Source organism: Pseudomonas putida NBRC 14164 (assembly GCF_000412675.1).
In the GTDB taxonomy this organism is placed as follows: Bacteria; Pseudomonadota; Gammaproteobacteria; order Pseudomonadales; family Pseudomonadaceae; genus Aquipseudomonas; species Aquipseudomonas putida.
The window spans coordinates 4,899,716-4,919,982 of sequence record NC_021505.1; the positions used below are offsets into that span (position 1 = coordinate 4,899,716).

Sequence of the window (20,267 nt, forward strand, 5' to 3'; positions counted from 1 at the left end):
TGACATCGTAATTTCGCATGTCACCTTGAACGAAGAGTACCTTGATGTTTGAACTCGATTTTTACGGGACACTTGTAGCCGCCTCTTTAGTACTGCTACTGGGGCGCGGGCTGGTCGCGCGTATTGGTTTCCTGCGCGTTTACAATATCCCGGAACCTGTTGCAGGCGGATTGGTCGTTGCCTTGGCACTCTTGGCATTACGCAGCTTCGATATACAGGTCCAGTTTGATACCTCATTGCAAACCCCGTTGATGCTGGCGTTCTTCGCCACCATCGGTTTGAGTGCAGACTTCGCCAGCCTGAAGAAAGGCGGGCGCGTGGTCGCCGTGTTCCTGCTGGTGGTGACTGGCTTGCTCCTGGTGCAGAACGCCATGGGCATCGGCCTGGCAACGGCCTTGGGGCTCGACCCGTTGATGGGCCTGCTGGCCGGTTCGATCAGTCTCTCCGGTGGCCACGGCACAGGCGCCGCCTGGGGCGCGACGTTCACTGAAAAATTTGGCCTGCCTTCGGCCTCCGAACTGGCGATGGCCTCTGCCACTTTCGGCCTGGTATTGGGCGGCCTGATTGGCGGCCCGGTTGCCAGGCTGCTGATCAAGCGGGTAAAGACGCACGGCAGCGAAGAAGAGGCCCCCCAACTGCCAAAAGGGTTTGAGCAGCCGAATAAAGAGCGCCTGATTACATCATCTTCATTCATCGAAACCTTGGCCCTGATTGCCGTCAGTTTGCTGGCGGGCACCCTGCTTCACGGTTTATTGAAAAGCACTGCATTTGAATTACCGACCTTCGTGTGCGTATTGTTTGTCGGCGTGTTGTTGCGCAACGGTCTTTCCGCATTCGGCTTCTACCGTGTATTCGAGCGGGAAGTTTCGGTCTTGGGTAATGTCAGTCTGTCCCTGTTCCTGGCCATTGCCTTGATGTCGCTGAAGTTGTGGGACCTGGCCGCACTGGCCTTACCCTTCTTTATATTGCTGGCCACGCAAACACTGGTCATGGCACTGTTCGCGATCTTCGTGACGTTCAGGGTGATGGGCCGCAACTACGATGCGGCAGTACTGGCTGCCGGGCACTGCGGCTTCGGCCTGGGGGCAACGCCGACGGCCATCGCCAACATGCAGGCGGTGACCCAGCGCTACGGGGCCTCGCACATTGCCTTCCTGGTAGTGCCGATGGTGGGCGCGTTCTTCATCGACATCATCAATGTGATCGTGATCAAGCTGTACCTGGCGTTACCCTTCCTTACTGGAGGTTGAATCCCGGCACTTCTGCTTGTATCGATTTCAATACATCGGATTGAAATCGATACACACGCATCCGAACGCGCCTGCACAAGGGTTTGATCCCAAAACCCTTTCCTCCTCCTTGCTATCTGTAGCGTTTTCATTCCACAAAAATGACAAATGCATTGCATGAATTAGCTAAATAGCTGATTTAAAAGGATTTATTGTGGTTGGCCGCATTATTGCTTAGGGAATCCAACCCAAGAGCGCGGAGCCACCGCGCCCAACGCCCTGCTTCCCGAGGATTCCCCATGAGCGAGTTGCGTTTCACTGAAGATCACGAATGGCTGCGCGTCGAAGCCGATGGCAGTGTCACCGTGGGCATCACTGCCTACGCCCAGAACGCCCTTGGCGATGTGGTTTTCGTGCAACTGCCCGAGTTGCAGCAGTATGAGAAAGGCAGCGAAGCGTCCACCGTCGAGTCGGTCAAGGCCGCCAGCGGCGTGTACATGCCGCTGACCGGCGAAGTGGTCGAGGTCAACGGCCAGCTCGAAAGCAGCCCTGAACTGGTCAACGAAGACCCGATGGGGGAAGGCTGGTTCTTCCGCTTCAACCCGGCCGACATGAGCGAAGTCACCGCCCTGCTCGACCAGGACGCCTACGACCGCCTGATCAAAGCCAACGACGACGCCTGAGGAACCCCGCCATGACCATCAACCTCAGCACCGCCAACGAATTCATTGCCCGTCACATCGGCCCGCGCGCCGCTGACGAGCAGGCCATGCTCGCCGCCCTGGGCTTCGACTCGCTGGACGCCATGACGGCCGCAGTCATCCCCGACAGCATCAAGGGCACCAGCGTACTGGGCTCGCACGACGGCCAGAGCGAAGCCGACGCGCTCGCCGCGCTCAAGGCCATCGCCGGCAAGAACCAGCTGTTCAAAAGCTACATCGGCCAGGGCTACTACAACACCCACACCCCGGCGCCGATCCTGCGCAACCTGCTGGAAAACCCTGCCTGGTACACCGCCTACACCCCGTACCAGCCAGAAATTTCCCAAGGCCGCCTGGAAGCGCTACTGAACTTCCAGACCCTGATCAGCGACCTGACCGGCCTGCCGATCGCCAACGCCTCCCTGCTCGACGAAGCCACTGCTGCGGCCGAGGCCATGACCTTCTGCAAGCGCCTGTCGAAGAACAAGGCCAGCCATGCCTTCTTCGCCTCCGTGCACTGCCACCCGCAAACCCTCGACGTGCTGCGCACCCGTGCCGAGCCGCTGGGTATCGAGGTGGTGGTCGGCGACGAGCGCGAGCTGGGCGATGTCAGCGCCTTCTTCGGCGCCCTGCTGCAATACCCCGCCAGCAACGGTGAAGTGTTCGACTACCGTGAAGTGGTACAGCGCTTCCACGCCGCCAACGCGCTGGTCGCCGTCGCGGCCGACCTGCTGGCCCTTACCCTGCTGACCCCACCGGGCGAATTCGACGCCGACGTGGCCATCGGCAGCGCCCAGCGTTTTGGCGTACCACTGGGCTTCGGTGGCCCGCACGCGGCTTACTTCGCCACCCGGGACGCGTTCAAGCGCGACATGCCGGGCCGCCTGGTCGGCGTATCGATCGACCGCTTCGGCAAGACCGCCCTGCGCCTGGCCATGCAGACCCGCGAGCAGCACATCCGCCGCGAAAAGGCCACCAGCAACATCTGCACCGCCCAGGTGCTGCTGGCCAACATCGCCAGCATGTTCGCCGTTTACCACGGCCCGGCCGGCCTCAAGCGCATTGCCGAACGCACCCATGCACTGACCGCGATCCTGGCCGCCGGCCTGAAGACGCTGGGCGTCCAGGTAGTGGGCGCCAGCGCCTTCGACACCCTGACCCTGGCTACTGGCACTGCCACCGCAACCCTGCATGACAACGCACGCGCCCAGGGCATCAACCTGCGCCAGATCGACGCCGCCCACGTGGGCCTGTCGCTGGACGAAACCAGCAGCCAGGCAGACGTAGAATCCCTGTGGCAGCTGTTCGGTGACGACAAGGCCCAGCCTGACTTCGCCGCCCTGGCTGCCAGCACCGGTTCGCTGCTGCCTGCCGCCCTGCTGCGCCAGTCGGCCATCCTCGAACACCCGGTGTTCAACCGTTACCACAGCGAAACCGAGCTGATGCGCTACCTGCGCCGCCTGGCCGACAAGGACCTGGCACTGGACCGCAGCATGATCCCGCTGGGCTCGTGCACCATGAAGCTGAACGCGGCCAGTGAAATGATCCCGGTTACCTGGGCCGAGTTCGGCAACCTGCACCCGTTCGCCCCGGCCGCGCAGAGCCAGGGCTACCTGCAGATGACCACCGAGCTGGAAGCCATGCTGTGCGCCGCCACCGGCTATGACGCCGTGTCGCTGCAGCCCAACGCCGGCTCCCAAGGCGAGTACGCAGGCCTGCTGGCCATCCGCGCCTACCACCGCAGCCGTGGCGAAAGCCACCGCGACATCTGCCTGATCCCGTCGTCGGCCCACGGCACCAACCCGGCCACCGCACACATGGCTGGCATGCGCGTAGTCGTCACCGCCTGTGACGCCCGCGGCAACGTCGATGTCGAGGACCTGCGCGCCAAGGCCATCGAGCACCGCGAGCGCCTGGCCGCGATCATGATCACCTACCCGTCGACCCACGGTGTGTTCGAGGAAGCGATCGGCGAAATCTGCGCGATCATCCACGACAACGGTGGCCAGGTGTACATCGACGGCGCCAACATGAACGCCATGGTCGGCCTGTGCGCGCCAGGCAAGTTCGGCGGCGACGTGTCCCACCTGAACCTGCACAAGACCTTCTGCATCCCACACGGTGGTGGCGGCCCGGGCGTGGGCCCGATTGGCGTCAAGTCGCACCTGGCACCGTTCCTGCCCGGCCATGCGCAGCTGGAAAACACCGAAGGGGCGGTGTGCGCCGCACCGTTCGGCAGCGCCAGCATCCTGCCAATCACCTGGATGTACATCCGCATGATGGGCGGCGCCGGCCTCAAGCGTGCTTCGCAGATGGCGATCCTCAACGCCAACTACATCGCCCGCCGCCTGGAAGAGCACTATCCTGTTCTGTATACCGGCGGCAATGGCCTGGTGGCCCACGAGTGCATCCTCGACCTGCGCCCACTGAAAGACACCAGCGGCATCAGCGTCGACGACGTGGCCAAGCGCCTGATCGACTTCGGTTTCCACGCCCCGACCATGTCCTTCCCGGTGGCCGGCACGCTGATGATCGAACCGACCGAAAGCGAGGCCAAGGAAGAACTGGACCGCTTCTGCGACGCCATGATCCAGATCCGCGAAGAAATCCGTGCGGTCGAAAGCGGTAGCCTGGACAAGGACGACAACCCGCTCAAGAACGCCCCGCACACGGCGGCCGAGCTGGTTGGCGAGTGGGCCCACGGCTACAGCCGCGAGCAGGCGGTCTACCCGCTGCCAAGCCTGGTGGAAAGCAAGTACTGGCCGCCGGTCGGCCGGGTCGACAACGTGTTCGGCGACCGCAACCTGGTGTGCGCTTGCCCGTCGATCGAGAGCTATCAGGACGCCTGATTGCGCTCAGGCCCGCTACCTGACTTGAGGTGTGGACCTCTGTGGGAGGGGGCGCGCCCGCGAATGCGATGATGACTTCACCGACGCATTCGCGGGCACGCCCGCTCCCACCGGGTTCACCGTCCGCCTAATTTTCCTGGCTGGAGGAACCACCATGTCACTGAGCGTCTTCGACCTGTTCAAGATCGGCATCGGCCCCTCCAGCTCCCATACGGTCGGCCCGATGCGTGCTGCCGCACGTTTCGCCGAAGGCCTGCGCCGCGACGGCCTGCTGCCCAGCACGATTAGCGTCAAGGCCGAGCTGTATGGCTCCCTGGGCGCCACCGGCAAGGGCCACGGCAGTGACAAGGCCGTACTGCTAGGCCTTGAAGGTGAACACCCCGACACCGTCGACACCGGCTCCATCCCAGGCCGCCTGCAGGCCATCCGCGACAGCGGCCACATCAACCTGCTGGGCGAACAGCGCATTGCGTTCATCGAAAAGCAGCACCTGGCAATGATCCGCAAGCCGCTGGACTACCACCCCAACGGCATGATCTTCCGCGCCTTCGACGACGCCGGCCTGCAAATCCGCAGCCGCGAATACTATTCGGTGGGCGGTGGTTTCGTGGTCGACGAGGATGCCGCCGGCCACGACCGTATAGTCGAGGACAGCACCGTGCTGCCCTACCCGTTCAAGACCGCCAAGGAACTGCTTGGCCACTGCACCACGCAGAACCTGTCGGTAAGCCAGGTGATGCTGGCCAACGAGGCCGCCTGGCGCCCGGAGGCGCAGACCCGCGCCGGGCTGCTGCGTATCTGGCAAGTGATGCAGGATTGTGTTGAAGCCGGCTGCCAGCATGAAGGCATCCTGCCGGGCGGGCTCAAGGTCAAGCGGCGGGCCCCGGCCCTGTACCGCCAGCTGAGCCGCCACCCGGAAGCCAGCCTGCGCGATGCGCTGTCGGTGCTGGACTGGGTCAACCTGTATGCCCTGGCGGTGAACGAGGAAAACGCCAATGGCGGGCGTGTGGTTACCGCACCCACCAATGGCGCCGCGGGCATCGTCCCGGCGGTGCTGCACTACTACATGCGCTTCGTGCCGGGCGCCAGCGACGACGGGGTGGTGCGTTTTCTGCTCACCGCCGCAGCGATCGGCATCCTGTACAAGGAGAACGCCTCCATCTCCGGCGCCGAAGTGGGCTGCCAGGGTGAAGTCGGCGTGGCCTGCTCCATGGCCGCCGGCGCGCTGTGCGAAGTGATGGGCGGCAGCGTGCAGCAGGTGGAAAACGCTGCCGAAATCGGCATGGAACACAACCTTGGCCTGACCTGCGACCCGATAGGCGGGCTGGTGCAGGTCCCCTGCATCGAGCGCAACGCCATGGGCTCGGTGAAGGCGATCAACGCGGTACGCATGGCCTTGCGCGGCGACGGTCAGCACTTCGTGTCGCTCGACAAGGTCATCCGCACCATGCGCCAGACCGGCGCCGACATGAAAAGCAAATACAAGGAGACCGCCCGCGGCGGTCTTGCCGTCAACATCATCGAATGTTGACCCAACAATAAAACCAAGGAGTCACCGATGTCCGAAACACTGCTCAAGACCCCACTGCACGCCCTGCACCTGGAACTGGGTGCGCGTATGGTGCCGTTTGCCGGCTACGACATGCCGGTGCAGTACCCGCTGGGCGTGCTCAAGGAACACCTGCACACCCGCGAGCAGGCCGGCCTGTTCGATGTCTCGCACATGGGCCAGATCATCCTGCGCGGAGCCGATGCCGCCAAGGCCCTGGAAAGCCTGGTGCCGGTGGATATCATCGACCTGCCGGTGGGCATGCAGCGCTACGCCATGTTCACCAATGAACAAGGCGGCATCCTTGACGACCTGATGGTTGCCAACCTGGGCGACGACACCCTGTTCCTGGTGGTCAACGCCGCCTGCAAGGACCAGGACCTGGCCCACCTGCAAACGCACATCGGTAGCCGTTGCGAGGTGCAGCCGCTGTTCGAACAACGTGCCCTGCTTGCCCTGCAAGGGCCGGCAGCGGTCAAGGTGCTGGAGCGCCTGGCCCCGGAAGTGGCCGGCATGACCTTCATGCAGTTCCGGCCGGTAAAACTGCTGGGTGAAGACTGCTTCGTCAGCCGCTCAGGCTACACCGGCGAAGACGGCTACGAAATTTCGGTACCGGTCCAGGCCGCCGAAGCCTTGGCCCGCCGTCTGCTGGCCGCGCCCGAAGTACAGCCTATCGGCCTGGGCGCACGCGACTCGCTGCGCCTGGAAGCCGGCCTGTGCCTGTACGGCCATGACATGAATACCGAGACCACCCCGATCGAAGCGAGCCTGCTGTGGGCGATTTCCAAGGTGCGCCGTGCCGACGGTGCACGTGCGGCCGGCTTCCCCGGCGCTGAAGCGATCTTTGCCCACCAGCGCGACGGTGTGGCGCGCAAACGTGTCGGCCTGTTGCCGCAGGAGCGTACGCCAGTACGTGAAGGCGCGGATATTGTCGATGCAAACGATAAGCCGGTAGGCAAAGTGTGCAGCGGCGGCTTTGGCCCGACACTCGGCGCACCTGTTGCAATGGGTTATATCGATAGTGAACATACTGCACTCGACACCGCACTGTTTGCCGTGGTGCGCGGCAAGAAGGTTGCCTTGAAAGTCAGCAAAATGCCTTTCGTGGCGCAACGTTACTACCGTGGTTGAAACGGCTTTGTGAAGGTTGTGGCCAGGTTCGACATATTCGTTTTCGAACCTGCCCAATAACTTTTGAACATGGCGCCAGGCCAGGCGCCACGCCGTTTCCGACAAATTGGTCGGTTATCGGCAAGCGGCCGATTTTCCATTCGACCAAGGGCTTGTTTTTCGCTCGGGAGTTGTCGTAGAGTCACTGCACTGTGTTTGCATGGGTCGCAACAGTTCGTGACCTGGGCCAGTAGCCGCAATCTGCTACAACCCGTTCGACGTCTCTTACTTTCCTGCAACCCAGCCCAGTAGTCTTTTGCTTACAAACAATGCAGAAGAAACTGTCATCAAAATTTAAGTTTCATAGGAAATAAGACAATGGCTGAGCGTCAGAACGGTACCGTCAAGTGGTTCAATGACGAAAAAGGTTACGGTTTCATCACCCCAGAAAGCGGTCCGGATCTGTTCGTGCACTTCCGCGCCATCCAGGGCAACGGCTTCAAGAGCCTGAAAGAAGGCCAGAAAGTGACCTTCGTTGCTGTGCAGGGCCAAAAAGGCATGCAGGCTGACGAAGTCCAGGCTGAAGCCTGATACTTCTAAAAAAGAGCCCCTGCGTTGACGCGCAGGGGCTTTTTTTTGCTTGCGATTCCATAGAATGAGCTTTTCCCCCTGGAGTTGCCGAGCGATGCCCAAGCCCCACCTTATCCCTCAAGGCGACTTCCCCGCTGCTGGCCTGGGCCGACGACTGGCCGCGATGTTCTATGACTTCCTGCTATGTACTGCGCTGCTCATCGTGACAGCCGGTGCCTACAAGCTGATCCAGATGGCAATCATCGGCGAAGCGCGCATGCGAGAGCTGACCGAAGCCGGCGCACTGGATGGCGACCCGCTATTGTCGACGGTACTGCTGTTCGCCTTGTTCGGCTTCTTTGCCAAGTTCTGGACCCATGGCGGGCAGACGCTGGGCATGCAGGTGTGGGGCGTGCGCGTGCAGAATGCCGATGGCTCAGCCATCAGCCTGTGGCAGGCGTTGTTGCGCTTCGTGGTGTCGATTGCCTCATGGCTGTGCCTGGGGCTGGGGTTCTTCTGGGTGTTGATCGACAAGCGAAAGCGTGGCTGGCATGACATCTATTCGGAAAGCCAGCTGGTGCGGGTGCCGAAGCAAAAGAAATGATCCGAGCGTTGTGCTGCCTGTGCTGGCCTCTTCGCGGGTAAACCCGCTCCCACATGTACAGCACAGGATTCGAACCCCATGCGATCCCTGTGGGAGCGGGTTTACCCGCGAAGAGGCCTGAACAGGCAACACCCATGAAAAAGCCGACACTGAGGTCGGCTTTTTTGTACAACTCAGGCCACTATCCTGCCCGACGCAACAGCCAGACACCGGCCAAGGCGCAGATCCCCGCAGGGATCACCACCGCCAGCAGCGGCGGGAAGCCGAACACCTGGCTGGATGGCCCCAGCAGGTCCTGGGCGATGCGGAACACGAAGCCCACCAGCACACCGGTGAACACGCGCTGGCCAAGGGTTACCGAGCGCAGCGGGCCGAAGATGAAGGAAATCGCCATCAGCACCAGCGCCGCGGTGACCATCGGCTGCAGCACCTTGGTCCAGAACGCCAACCAGTAACGGGCATTGTTCAGGCCCTGGTCGGACAGGTAGTGGATGTAATCCCACAACCCGGTAATGGACAGCGACTCCGGCGCCAGGATCACCGTATTGAGCAGTTCTGGCGTGAGCGAAACGTCCCAGCGCTCCTGCGGTACGCTGACGACTTCAGTGTGGTCGCCACGGAAGTGGGTGGTACGCACGTCGGCGAGCAACCAGTGGTCGCTCTGGTACTGCGCGCGGCGGGCGAAGCTCGAAGTAACGATCTTGCGTTCGCTGTCGAAGCGGTAACGGGTCACACCCAGCAACAGGCCGTTGGGCTGCACGGCGTTGATGTGCACGTACTCTTCACCCTGGCGGTGCCACATGCCGCGCTTGGAGCTTTGCGCCTCACCACCGCCCTGGGCCAGGGAACGGTCGGCCTGGGCCTTGTTCTCGGTCACCGGAGCCACGTATTCGCCAATCAGCAGGCCAACCAGCATCAGCACCAGCATCGGTTTCATCACCGCCCAGACGATGCGGCCGATGGACACCCCGGCCGCACGCATGATGGTCAGTTCGCTGCTGCTTGCCAGGCTGCCCAGGCCGATCAGGCAGCCGATCAGGGCTGCCATCGGCAGCATGTCGTACAGCCGCCGAGGTGCGGTGAGCATGACGAAGTTGCCAGCCTCCATCACCGTGTAGGTGTCACTCAGGTCGCTCATCTCGTCGATGAAGGCAAACAGCGAGGCCAGGCCGAGGATGATGCCCAGCACCGCCAGGATGGCCAGCAGTACGCTCTGGCCGATGTAGCGGTCCAGCTTACCCATGGGCCACCTCCGCACGACGGGCGGCGCGCTTGAGGCGCATCGGTTCCCAGTACAACAGGCCGAGGCCAATCAGCAGGAACAGGCCGTGGACCCACCACATGCCCAGGCCAATCGGCAATTTGCCCTTCTCGAGGGCGCCGCGTACGGAAATCAGCATTGTCAGGTAGGCCATGTACAAGAGAATTGCCGGCAGCAGCTTGAGGAAGCGGCCCTGGCGGGGGTTGACCCGTGACAGCGGCACCGCCAGCAGGGTCACGACGAATACCAGGATCGGCAGCGACAGCCGCCATTGCAGCTCGGCACGCTCTCGCAGGCCCTTCTTGCCGATCAGCTCGGAAGTGGGGATGGCTTCGCGCTCGGTGACTTCCTCGGCGACTTCCGGTTTGGGCAGCAGCACACCATAAGTGTCGTACTTGATCGCGCGGTAATCGGCCTGGCCCGGGTTACCGTCATAGCGATAGCCGTTTTCCAGCACCAGGTAGCGGTTGCCGTCGGCCTGGATCTCCTGGTGACCTTTTTCAGCGACCAGTACCGATGGGGCGCGGTCCTTGGTCTTGTCCTGGTTGAAGCGCTTCTCGGAGATGAACACCCCGGCCAGGTTGACGCGGTCGTCCGACAGCTGCTCGGTGTAGGTCACCCGCGAACCGTCACGCAAGGTCTGGAAGCGGCCCGGCACCAAGGTGTCGAACTCGGTCAGCGTGTCCTGCTGGGCAATGATCTGCTGCACCTGGGCAACGCCCAACGGCGCAAGGCTCAGGCTCAGCCAGGCCACCAGCAGGGCGACCAGCGCCGCCGGTACCATGGTCAGCCCCAACAGGCGCTGCTGGCTCATACCGGTTGCGGACAGCACGGTCATCTCGCTTTCCAGGTACAGCCGCCCGTACGCCAGGAGAATGCCGAGGAACAGCCCCAGAGGCAGGATCAGTTGCAGGAAACCCGGCAGCCGGAAGCCCATGATCAGGAACAGCACGCCCGGGTCGAGCACGCCCTGGGCCGCCTGGGCCAGATACTTGATGAAGCGCCCGCTCATGATGATCACCAGCAGCACAGCGCTGACGGCGCTCAAGGTCACCAGGACCTCGCGGGAGAGATAACGAAAGACGATCAAACCAGACACTCCTGGGTTGTCAGGGCGGACTGCCATGCAATGGCGCCAAACAATGACTTAGTACAGCCAAGACCAATGCCGGTTCGCCAAAGGCGAACCTCCATGTAAAGTGCGCGCATTATCCTGTGATTGACCGCGCCTGTCACTTGGCCGCGCATGAAGGCGCATAACGGGGTTGTCAGCACGCTTGCCGCAGGCTCAAACTGGCAGCTTTTCCGCTGGCGCGCGACTCCGCCGCCAGGCCCGTCCAGAGCGCTGGAACACACAGCGCCATTCGTATCGATCATTCGGGGACCCTGACATGGAACTGGTTGTAAAAAGCGTAGCTGCTGCATCCGTAAAAACCGCCACCCTGGTCATTCCGGTAGGTGAAAACCGCAAGCTCGGCGCTGTTGCCAAGGCTGTCGACCTGGCCAGCGAAGGTGCCATCAGCGCTGTGCTCAAGCGCGGCGACCTGGCTGGCAAGCCAGGCCAGACCCTGCTGCTGCAGAACCTGCAGGGCCTGAAAGCCGAGCGCGTGCTGCTGGTAGGCAGCGGCAAGGACGAAGCCCTGGGCGACCGCACCTGGCGCAAACTGGTCGCCAGCGTGGCCGGCGTGCTCAAGGGCCTGAATGGCGCCGATGCAGTGCTGGCCCTGGACGATGTCGCGGTCAACAACCGCGATGCACACTACGGCAAATACCGCCTGCTGGCCGAAACCCTGCTGGACGGCGAGTACGTGTTCGACCGCTTCAAGAGCCAGAAGGTCGAGCCACGCGCCCTGAAAAAAGTCACCCTGCTGGCCGACAAGGCCGGCCAGGCCGAGGTCGAGCGCGCCGTCAAGCACGCCAGCGCCATTGCCACCGGCATGGCCTTCACCCGCGACCTGGGCAACCTGCCGCCTAACCTGTGCCACCCAAGCTTCCTCGCCGAACAGGCCAAGGAGCTGGGCAAGGCGCACAAGGCGCTGAAGGTCGAGGTGCTGGACGAGAAGAAGATCAAGGACCTGGGCATGGGCGCGTTCTACGCCGTGGGCCAGGGCAGCGACCAGCCACCCCGCCTGATCGTGCTCAACTACCAGGGCGGCAAGAAGGCAGACAAGCCGTTCGTGCTGGTGGGCAAGGGCATCACCTTCGATACCGGCGGCATCAGCCTCAAGCCAGGCGCCGGCATGGACGAAATGAAGTACGACATGTGCGGTGCTGCCAGCGTGTTCGGCACCCTGCGCGCGGTGCTCGAACTGCAACTGCCGGTCAACCTGGTGTGCCTGCTGGCCTGTGCCGAGAACATGCCAAGCGGCGGTGCCACCCGCCCGGGTGACATCGTTACCACCATGAGCGGCCAGACCGTCGAAATCCTCAACACCGACGCCGAAGGCCGCCTGGTGCTGTGCGACACCCTGACCTACGCCGAGCGCTTCAAGCCGCAGGCGGTGATCGACATCGCCACCCTGACCGGCGCCTGCATCGTCGCCCTGGGCAGCCACACCACCGGCCTGATGGGCAACAACGACGACCTGGTTGGCCAGTTGCTCGACGCTGGCAAACGCGCCGACGACCGTGCCTGGCAGTTGCCGCTGTTCGATGAATACCAGGAGCAGCTGGACAGCCCGTTCGCCGACATGGGCAACATCGGTGGGCCGAAGGCCGGCACCATCACCGCAGGCTGCTTCCTGTCGCGCTTCGCCAAGGCCTACAACTGGGCGCACATGGACATCGCCGGTACCGCATGGATCAGTGGTGGCAAGGACAAAGGCGCCACAGGCCGCCCGGTGCCCCTGCTGACCCAGTACCTGCTGGACCGCGCTGGCGCCTGACGCCGTGAGGCCGGTGGTGCCTTGCGCACCTCCGGCCGGCGATTACCACCATGAGCAAAGTCGACTTTTACATCCTGCCCACCGACTCGCTGTCGGCGCGGCTCGATTTCGCCTGCAAACTGTGCGAAAAGGCCTGGCGCCTCGGCCACCGGGTCTATCTGCATTGCCAGGATGAAGAACAGCGCAGCGAGCTGGACCTGCGTTTGTGGCGCTTCAAGGGTGAGGCCTTCGTGCCCCACGACCTGGCCGAGCTGCATGCCGATGCCGGCGTGGCCCTTGGCCTGGCTGACAATGCGGGCGATCACCGCGACCTGCTGATCAACCTGGGGGCCGGCGTGCCGGGCTTCGTCGGCCAGTTCGAGCGGGTGGCCGAAATCGTGGTGGAAGAGCCTGGCATCCGCCAATCAGCCCGGGAGCGATTCCGTTTCTACCGCGAACAGGGCTATGCTCTGCAAGACCACCGCTTACAGCGACTTTGACGACGATGGACAAGCCCTCCCCTTTGCCCGACTCCGCCCATCTGCTCGATGACCTCGAGTCGATCCGCCAGCTGCTTGGCGACGCCGACCTGCAACCGCCGCTGCTGACCGAGACGGTGGAACAGATCCCGTTACTGCTGGAAGAACCTGCCGGTAACCCTGCGCCTGATGGCGAGCCAATCGCTGTCGAGCCCGAGGAAGACCCGCAGACACGCCGGCAGGACACCCTGCTGCACCTGGAAAGCGAGCTGCGCGCAGCGGCGCAGATGATCATGCAGGACGTGATCAACGACTTCACCCCGCATATCGAAAACGAGATCAAGCGCCGGCTGGATGCGCGGATCGAGCGCTTGATCAAGCGTACCGAGTGATATTCCGGGGCCGCTTTGCGGCCCATTCGCGGCACAATGCCGCTTCTGCAGGCACCGCGGTCCCTGTAGGAGCGGCCTTGTGCCGCGAATGGGCTGCAAAGCAGCCCCAGCGGCTGTCGCCTCAACACCCCAGCTTGGTTATACTTCCCGGCTTTCCCGAATAAATGCACAGGGTCCCGCCGCGCATGGATAAGACCTACCAGCCGCACGCCATCGAAACTTCCTGGTACAACACCTGGGAGTCCGAGAACTATTTCGCCCCACAAGGTGCAGGCGAGTCCTACACCATCATGATCCCGCCGCCGAATGTGACCGGCAGCCTGCACATGGGCCACGGGTTCAACAACGCGATCATGGACGCCCTGATCCGTTTCCGCCGCATGCAAGGCCGCGACACCCTGTGGCAGCCAGGTACCGACCACGCCGGTATCGCCACCCAGATGCTGGTCGAGCGCCAGCTCGAAGCCAAGGGCCAGAACCGGCATGACCTGGGCCGCGAGAAGTTCCTGGAAAAAGTCTGGGAATGGAAGGACCAGTCCGGTGGCAACATCAGCCGCCAGATCCGCCGTCTGGGCTCGTCGGTAGACTGGAGCCGCGAGCGTTTCACCATGGATGACGGCCTGTCCGACGCGGTCAAGGAAGCTTTCGTGCGCCTGCACGAAGACGGCCTGATCTACCGCGGCAAGCGCCTGGTCAACTGGGACACCAAGCTGCACACGGCCATCTCCGACCTCGAAGTGGAAAACCACGACGAAAAGGGCCACCTGTGGAACCTGCGCTACCCGCTGGCCGACGGCGCCAAGACCGCCGAGGGCCTGGACTACCTGGTCGTTGCCACCACCCGTCCGGAAACCCTGCTGGGTGACGCGGCCGTTGCGGTCAACCCGACCGACGAACGCTACCAGGCGCTGATCGGCAAGTTCGTCGAACTGCCGCTGGTTGGCCGCCGCATCCCGATCATCGCCGACGACTACTGCGACCCCGAGTTCGGTACCGGCTGCGTGAAGATCACCCCGGCTCACGACTTCAACGACTACGAAGTCGGCAAGCGCCACAACCTGCCGCTGCTGAACATCTTCGACAAGAATGCCTTCGTGCTGGCCAGCGCCCAGGCCTTCAACCTCGACGGCAGTATCAACGAGCAGGTCGACACCCGCCTGCCGGCCCAGTACGCCAACCTCGACCGCTTCGTCGCGCGCAAGCAGATCGTTGCCGACCTGGACGCCCAGGGCCTGCTGGTGAGCATCGACGACCACGCCCTGAAAGTGCCGAAAGGCGACCGTTCGGGCACCGTCATCGAGCCGTGGCTGACCGACCAGTGGTACGTTTCCACCAAGCCGCTGGCAGAACCTGCCATCGCTGCCGTTGAAGATGGCCGCATCCAGTTCGTACCCAAGCAGTACGAGAACATGTACTTCTCCTGGATGCGTGACATCCAGGACTGGTGCATCAGCCGCCAGCTCTGGTGGGGCCACCGCATCCCGGCGTGGTACGACGAGGCCGGCCAGGTCTACGTTGGCCGCGACGAAGCCGAAGTGCGTGCCAAGCACAACCTCGGCGCCGACGTGGCCCTGCGCCAGGACGACGACGTACTCGACACCTGGTTCAGCTCGGGCCTGTGGACCTTCTCCACCCTGGGCTGGCCGGAACAGACCGAGTTCCTCAAGAAGTTCCACTCCACCGATGTGCTGGTAACCGGCTTCGACATCATCTTCTTCTGGGTTGCGCGCATGATCATGCTGACCATGCACCTGATCAAGAACGAAGACGGCACCCCGCAAGTCCCGTTCAAGACCGTGTACGTGCACGGCCTGGTGCGTGACGGCCAGGGCCAGAAGATGTCCAAGTCCAAGGGCAACGTCCTCGACCCGCTGGACATCGTCGACGGCATTACCCTCGACGCCCTGCTGGAAAAACGCACCAGCGGCATGATGCAGCCCAAGCTTGCCGAGAAGATCGCCAAGCAGACCAAGGCCGAGTTCCCCGAAGGTATCGCCAGCTACGGCACCGACGCCCTGCGCTTCACCTTCTGCTCGCTGGCCTCCACTGGCCGCGACATCAAGTTCGACATGGGCCGCGTCGAAGGCTACCGCAACTTCTGCAACAAGATCTGGAACGCCGCCCGCTACGTGCTGGACAAAGGCGAAGACTGCGGCCAGAACGGCGAAGCCTACGAACTGTCGTTGGCTGACCGCTGGATCATCTCGCAACTGCAGCGCACCGAAGCCGAAGTGACCCGCCAGCTGGAGCAGTTCCGCTTCGACCTGGCCAGCCAGGCGCTGTACGAGTTCATCTGGAACCAGTACTGCGACTGGTACCTGGAGCTGTCCAAGCCGGTACTGTGGGACGAAAACGCCCCGGTCGAGCGCGCCCGCGGCACCCGTCGCACCCTGGTGCGCGTACTGGAAGTGGCGCTGCGCCTGGCGCACCCGTTCATGCCGTTCATTACTGAAGAAATCTGGCAGCGCATCGCGCCGCTGGCCGGTATCGAAGGCAAGACCATCATGCTGCAGCCGTGGCCGGTGGCCAATGAAGCGCGCATCGACGCAGCTGCCGAAGGCGACATCGAGTGGCTGAAGGAACTGATGGTCGGCCTGCGCAATATCCGCGCCGAGATGAACATCGGCCCGGGCAAGCCGCTGCCGCTGTTCCTGAAAAACGCCAACGCCGACGACCAGCGCCGCCTGCACGAAAACGAAGCGCTGCTGAAGAAGCTGGCCAAGGTCGAGTCGTTCACCGTCCTCGGCGATGCCGACGAAGCGCCGCTGTCGGCCACCGCCCTGGTCGGTGACCTGCAAGTGCTGGTGCCAATGGCCGGCCTGATCGACAAGGATGCCGAGCTGGCGCGCCTGAACAAGGAAATCCAGCGTCTGCAAGGCGAAGTGCAACGTGTTGGCGGCAAGCTGTCCAACGCCGCCTTCGTCGACAAGGCACCGCCTGCCGTGATCGAGAAGGAACGCGCCAAGCTGGCCGAGTCCGAACAGGCCCTGGCCAACTTCACCGAGCAGCATGCGCGGATTGCAGCGCTGTAACTTGACACTGCTGATCTGACCAGCGAGGGCTTCGCCCTCGTTCGCGGCACAAGGCCGCTCCTACAGGCACGGCGCCGGTTTCAAGGGCGCCGCTATCCTGCAGGAGCGGCCTTGTGCCGCGAATGGGCCGCACAGCGGCCGCCTGGCCAGCACATGCAGCACCGGACCCGAGCATGACCCAAGACAAACCCACCCTGCACCCGCGCAACCGCCACCAGGGCCGTTACGACTTCCCCAGCCTGATCAAGGCCCACCCTGACCTGGCGCGCTTCACCATCACCAACCCCCATGGCAAACCCAGCATCGACTTCGCCAACCCCGAAGCCGTGCGGGTGTTCAACCGCGCCCTGCTCAAGGCCCAGTACGGCATCCAGCACTGGGACATCCCCGCCGATTACCTGTGCCCACCCATTCCCGGTCGCGCCGACTACATCCACGTGGCCGCCGACCTGTTGGCCGACGACAATGCGGGTGAGATCCCCAAGGGCGCCCAGGTGCGTGCGCTGGATATCGGCGTTGGCGCCAACTGCATCTACCCGCTGCTGGGCTACAGCGACTACCGCTGGCGTTTTCTCGGCTCGGACATCGACCCCGTGGCCCTGGCCTCGGCCAAAGCCATCGTCCAGGCCAATGGCCTGGGCAAGGCGATCACCCTGCGCCAGCAGGCCAACCGCGCGCATATCCTCAGCGGCTTGCTGCAGGACGACGACCGCTTCGACCTGACCCTGTGCAACCCGCCCTTCCATGCCTCGCGCGAGGAAGCCACCCGCGGCAGCCAGCGCAAGTGGAAAAACCTCGGCAAGCAGGACCCCAAGCGCAAGCTGCCGGTGCTGAACTTCGGGGGCCAGAACAATGAATTGTGGTGCGAAGGCGGCGAAATCCGCTTTGTCACCCAACTGGTTGGCGAAAGCGTGCAGTACGCCAAACGGGTGCTGTGGTTTACCAGCCTGGTGTCCAAGGCCAGCAACCTGCCGGGGATAGACGCTGCGTTGAAAAAGGCCGGTGCCAAGGCCGTACGCATCATCGAGATGGGCCAGGGGCAGAAACAGAGCCGCATGGTCGCCTGGAGCTTCCATGACGACGCCGCGCGCCAGGCCTGGCACGCCCAGCGTAAATCACAGGCATGAAAAAACCGCGCCTGGGCAAGCCAGGCGCGGTTTTTGTCAATGCTTCAACAATTACTTGTTGATGGCATCGGTCAGCACTTTGGCTGGAACGAACTTGACGACTTTCTTGGCAGCGATTTCGATGGCAGCGCCAGTCGAAGGGTTGCGGCCGGTACGGGCAGGACGCTCGGAGACTTTCAGCTTGCCGATGCCTGGCAGAGTGATTTCAGCGCCGTTTTCCAGTTGGTCGGCAACGATCTGGCCCAGTTGCTCCAGAGCGTTTTTAGCGGTGGCTTTTGGCGCGGCGATCGATTCGGCGATGTCGGCAATCAGTTGGTCTTTGGTCAATGCCATGGTGATGTTCCTTCCCTATCAAATTCGATGGTTATGCAGCGAACTACGACGTTATCGGGCCAGCCCCTTACAGTGGAGGGCCGCGCCAATCGCGTATGTAGATACGTAAATCGACGTTTGGTTCGACACGACGACAGCACGCTGCCAGCACTGCGCCACACGAGGGGCGCAAGACCGCGCAAAACTACCACAGGAATGGATAAATATCCGCTGCGCACTTCGATTTAATGCAGGTTTTTCGGGGGTTTTAGCCTAAAACGCACAAAACTGAACAAAAAACGAACAACCGACATATCCGCCAACATACGGCCACTGCATCACCTTGTGTCTAGGGTAAACTTGACGCCTTTTGCAGCTCGCCGAGAATCCCATGCCAATCCGTCATTGCATCGTTCACCTGATCGACAAAAAGCCTGATGGCAGCCCTGCTGTATTGCACGCCCGCGACGCCGAGCTGGCGGCTTCCGACGCCATCGAAAACCTGCTGGCTGACCTCAACGACAGTTACAACGCCAAGCAAGGCAAGGCCTGGGGGTTCTTCCACGGTGAGTCCGGGGCGTATCCGCTGAGCGGCTGGCTGAAGCAGTACCTCGACGAGGAAAAGGACTTCACCGCATTCAGCCGCGTGGCAGTGGAGCACCTGCAAAAGCTGATGGAAGAGTCCAACCTGTCTACTGGCGGCCACACCCTTTTTGCTCACTACCAGCAAGGCATGACCGAATACCTGGCGATTGCCCTGCTGCACCACAGTGAAGGCGTGGCGGTGAACGCCGAGCTTGATGTGACCCCTTCGCGCCACCTTGACCTTGGCCAGTTGCACCTGGCAGCGCGCATCAACCTGTCGGAGTGGAAGAACAACAAGAATTCCAAGCAGTACATTTCGTTCATCAAAGGCAAGAACGGCAAAAAGGTCTCGGACTATTTCCGCGACTTCATCGGCTGCCAGGAAGGCGTCGACGGCCCGGGCGAAACCCGCACCCTGCTCAGGGCCTTCAGTGACTTCGTCGAGAGCGAAGACTTGCCCGAAGAGTCCGCCCGCGAAAAGACCCAGACCCTGGTCGAATACGCGACTAGCCAGACCAAAATGGGCGAACCGGTAACGCTGGAAGAACTGTCCAGCCTGATCGACGAGGACCGGCCAAAGGCGTTCTACGACCATATCCGCAACAAGGATTACGGCCTGTCGCCGGAAATTCCCGCAGACAAGCGCACCCTCAACCAGTTCCGCCGCTTCACCGGGCGTGCCGAGGGGCTGTCGATCAGCTTCGAGGCGCACTTGCTGGGCGACAAGGTGGAGTATGACGAAGAGGCGGGGACCTTGATCATCAAGGGCTTGCCTACAACCCTGGTGGATCAGCTGAAGCGGCGCAAGGACTGATACCTCCAAGGCCGCTGAAGGAGGCCACCAGCGCCTCCTTCGCCGACTTGCGCAGCCGCTTCACCAACCGCTCCTGGCGCAACGCTTCGCCTTTGTCCGGCCATTGCTCGACATACACCAGCGCCTGGGCCGGGCTGGTCTTGAAGTAACGCGCGCCCTGCCCTTTCTGATGCGCGGTAAACCGGCGCTGCGGGTCATCACTGATGCCACAGTACAGCGAGCCGTTGGCAGCCCTTACCAGGTAGACATACCAGGGTTTGCCAACAACCGTCTCAACGGCATCACTCACCTTGGGCCTGCTGGAAAGCGCGCAATCCCTTGAATGCCTGCAGGCGTACTTTGTTCTGCACCAGTGGCGACCAGCCCAGCAACATACCCGGCACACCCAACGCCTGCCGCGACCAGCGCCACAGGTCGAAGGTGTCGTCATGCTGGCAGATCAGCCCATCGCGGATCACAAAGCGGGCCTGGATGTCGTTGACCACAATACGGCCGGTCTGGCTGAACAGGTAGGTCGCCACCCAGTGCGCGCCGCCGCTGCGCTCGTCGGCGCGCACACTGTCGAATGCCAGCGTGAAGTCTTTGGCGCGGGTGGTGAGCATCCGCCACATGTCCCCCGCATCCTTGCCGCGCAGGGTACCGAAAACCGGGTCGCTGAAAACGATATCGTCGCTGTAGCAAGCCACCATGCCCTCGGCGTCCAGGCGCTGGAAGGCCTGGTAGAAGCGGGTGATCAGGTCGCGGTTGGCGTCACTCATGGGGCAGGTCCGTCCTGGGGTCGAAAGCAGC

The 20,267-nt window shown here is 62.7% G+C and carries 18 protein-coding genes; 13 read left to right on the plus strand and 5 right to left on the minus strand.

Annotated features, from left to right (window positions below):
• Positions 1 to 44: 44 nt before the first annotated feature.
• The 7 genes from gltS to PP4_RS21785 all read left to right on the plus strand — a co-directional run bounded on the left by gltS (position 45) and on the right by PP4_RS21785 (position 8,612).
• Positions 45 to 1,250: a sodium/glutamate symporter gene (gene gltS / locus PP4_RS21755; RefSeq protein WP_016501300.1), complete on the plus strand. Its 1,206-nt coding sequence runs from the start codon at positions 45 to 47 to the stop codon at positions 1,248 to 1,250.
• A 278-nt stretch (positions 1,251 to 1,528) separates the two neighbouring features.
• Entirely contained in the window at positions 1,529 to 1,912 is a 384-nt protein-coding gene (gene gcvH / locus PP4_RS21760) for a glycine cleavage system protein GcvH (RefSeq protein WP_016501301.1), read from the plus strand.
• Between the two features lie 11 nt (positions 1,913 to 1,923).
• On the plus strand, positions 1,924 to 4,779 hold the full coding sequence (gene gcvP, locus PP4_RS21765) for an aminomethyl-transferring glycine dehydrogenase (protein ID WP_016501302.1): 2,856 nt from the start codon (positions 1,924 to 1,926) through the stop codon (positions 4,777 to 4,779).
• A 154-nt stretch (positions 4,780 to 4,933) separates the two neighbouring features.
• The gene (locus PP4_RS21770; RefSeq protein ID WP_016501303.1) at positions 4,934 to 6,310 is read left to right on the plus strand and encodes an L-serine ammonia-lyase; all 1,377 of its coding nucleotides are present in this window, start codon (positions 4,934 to 4,936) and stop codon (positions 6,308 to 6,310) included.
• Between the two features lie 27 nt (positions 6,311 to 6,337).
• Positions 6,338 to 7,459 carry a glycine cleavage system aminomethyltransferase GcvT gene (gene gcvT, locus PP4_RS21775; protein ID WP_016501304.1) on the plus strand — a complete coding sequence of 374 codons (1,122 nt, stop codon included), beginning with the start codon at positions 6,338 to 6,340 and terminating at the stop codon, positions 7,457 to 7,459.
• A gap of 357 nt (positions 7,460 to 7,816) precedes the next feature.
• Positions 7,817 to 8,029 carry a cold-shock protein gene (locus tag PP4_RS21780; protein ID WP_016501305.1) on the plus strand — a complete coding sequence of 71 codons (213 nt, stop codon included), beginning with the start codon at positions 7,817 to 7,819 and terminating at the stop codon, positions 8,027 to 8,029.
• Positions 8,030 to 8,123: 94 nt separating this feature from the next.
• The gene (locus PP4_RS21785; RefSeq protein WP_016501306.1) at positions 8,124 to 8,612 is read left to right on the plus strand and encodes an RDD family protein; all 489 of its coding nucleotides are present in this window, start codon (positions 8,124 to 8,126) and stop codon (positions 8,610 to 8,612) included.
• A gap of 181 nt (positions 8,613 to 8,793) precedes the next feature.
• On the opposite strand, the gene lptG is transcribed toward PP4_RS21785, so the two are convergent.
• On the minus strand, positions 8,794 to 9,855 hold the full coding sequence (gene lptG, locus PP4_RS21790) for an LPS export ABC transporter permease LptG (protein ID WP_016501307.1): 1,062 nt from the start codon (positions 9,853 to 9,855) through the stop codon (positions 8,794 to 8,796).
• A complete protein-coding gene (gene lptF / locus PP4_RS21795) occupies positions 9,848 to 10,963 on the minus strand; it encodes an LPS export ABC transporter permease LptF (RefSeq protein ID WP_016501308.1) in 1,116 nt (371 codons plus the stop codon). The genes lptG and lptF overlap by 8 nt, the downstream gene beginning before the upstream one ends.
• 301 nt (positions 10,964 to 11,264) lie before the next feature.
• Between lptF and PP4_RS21800 the strand changes: the two genes are divergently transcribed.
• The 5 genes from PP4_RS21800 (at position 11,265) to rlmF (ending at position 17,767) form a co-directional block, all read left to right on the plus strand.
• Complete coding sequence (locus tag PP4_RS21800) at positions 11,265 to 12,758, plus strand: leucyl aminopeptidase (RefSeq protein WP_016501309.1); 1,494 nt, start codon at positions 11,265 to 11,267, stop codon at positions 12,756 to 12,758.
• Positions 12,759 to 12,808: 50 nt separating this feature from the next.
• Entirely contained in the window at positions 12,809 to 13,237 is a 429-nt protein-coding gene (locus PP4_RS21805) for a DNA polymerase III subunit chi (RefSeq protein ID WP_016501310.1), read from the plus strand.
• Between the two features lie 5 nt (positions 13,238 to 13,242).
• Entirely contained in the window at positions 13,243 to 13,608 is a 366-nt protein-coding gene (locus PP4_RS21810) for a hypothetical protein (RefSeq protein ID WP_016501311.1), read from the plus strand.
• A gap of 185 nt (positions 13,609 to 13,793) precedes the next feature.
• Positions 13,794 to 16,640, plus strand: coding sequence for a valine--tRNA ligase (locus tag PP4_RS21815; RefSeq protein WP_016501312.1), 2,847 nt, complete (start codon positions 13,794 to 13,796; stop codon positions 16,638 to 16,640).
• A 173-nt stretch (positions 16,641 to 16,813) separates the two neighbouring features.
• Positions 16,814 to 17,767, plus strand: a complete 954-nt coding sequence (gene rlmF / locus PP4_RS21820) for a 23S rRNA (adenine(1618)-N(6))-methyltransferase RlmF (RefSeq protein WP_016501313.1) — start codon at positions 16,814 to 16,816, stop codon at positions 17,765 to 17,767.
• A 51-nt stretch (positions 17,768 to 17,818) separates the two neighbouring features.
• Here the strand turns inward: rlmF and PP4_RS21825 are convergent, their stop codons facing one another.
• Positions 17,819 to 18,100: an HU family DNA-binding protein gene (locus PP4_RS21825; RefSeq protein WP_003255106.1), complete on the minus strand. Its 282-nt coding sequence runs from the start codon at positions 18,098 to 18,100 to the stop codon at positions 17,819 to 17,821.
• A gap of 370 nt (positions 18,101 to 18,470) precedes the next feature.
• Here PP4_RS21825 and yejK point away from each other — a divergent pair, with 370 nt between their 5' ends.
• On the plus strand, positions 18,471 to 19,478 hold the full coding sequence (gene yejK / locus PP4_RS21830; RefSeq protein WP_016501314.1) for a nucleoid-associated protein YejK: 1,008 nt from the start codon (positions 18,471 to 18,473) through the stop codon (positions 19,476 to 19,478).
• On the opposite strand, the gene PP4_RS21835 is transcribed toward yejK, so the two are convergent.
• Entirely contained in the window at positions 19,438 to 19,767 is a 330-nt protein-coding gene (locus PP4_RS21835; RefSeq protein WP_016501315.1) for a GIY-YIG nuclease family protein, read from the minus strand. The two genes, yejK and PP4_RS21835, sit on opposite strands and share 41 nt — an antisense overlap.
• Complete coding sequence (locus PP4_RS21840) at positions 19,760 to 20,236, minus strand: nuclear transport factor 2 family protein (RefSeq protein ID WP_016501316.1); 477 nt, start codon at positions 20,234 to 20,236, stop codon at positions 19,760 to 19,762. The genes PP4_RS21835 and PP4_RS21840 overlap by 8 nt, the downstream gene beginning before the upstream one ends.
• Positions 20,237 to 20,267 lie beyond the last annotated feature (31 nt).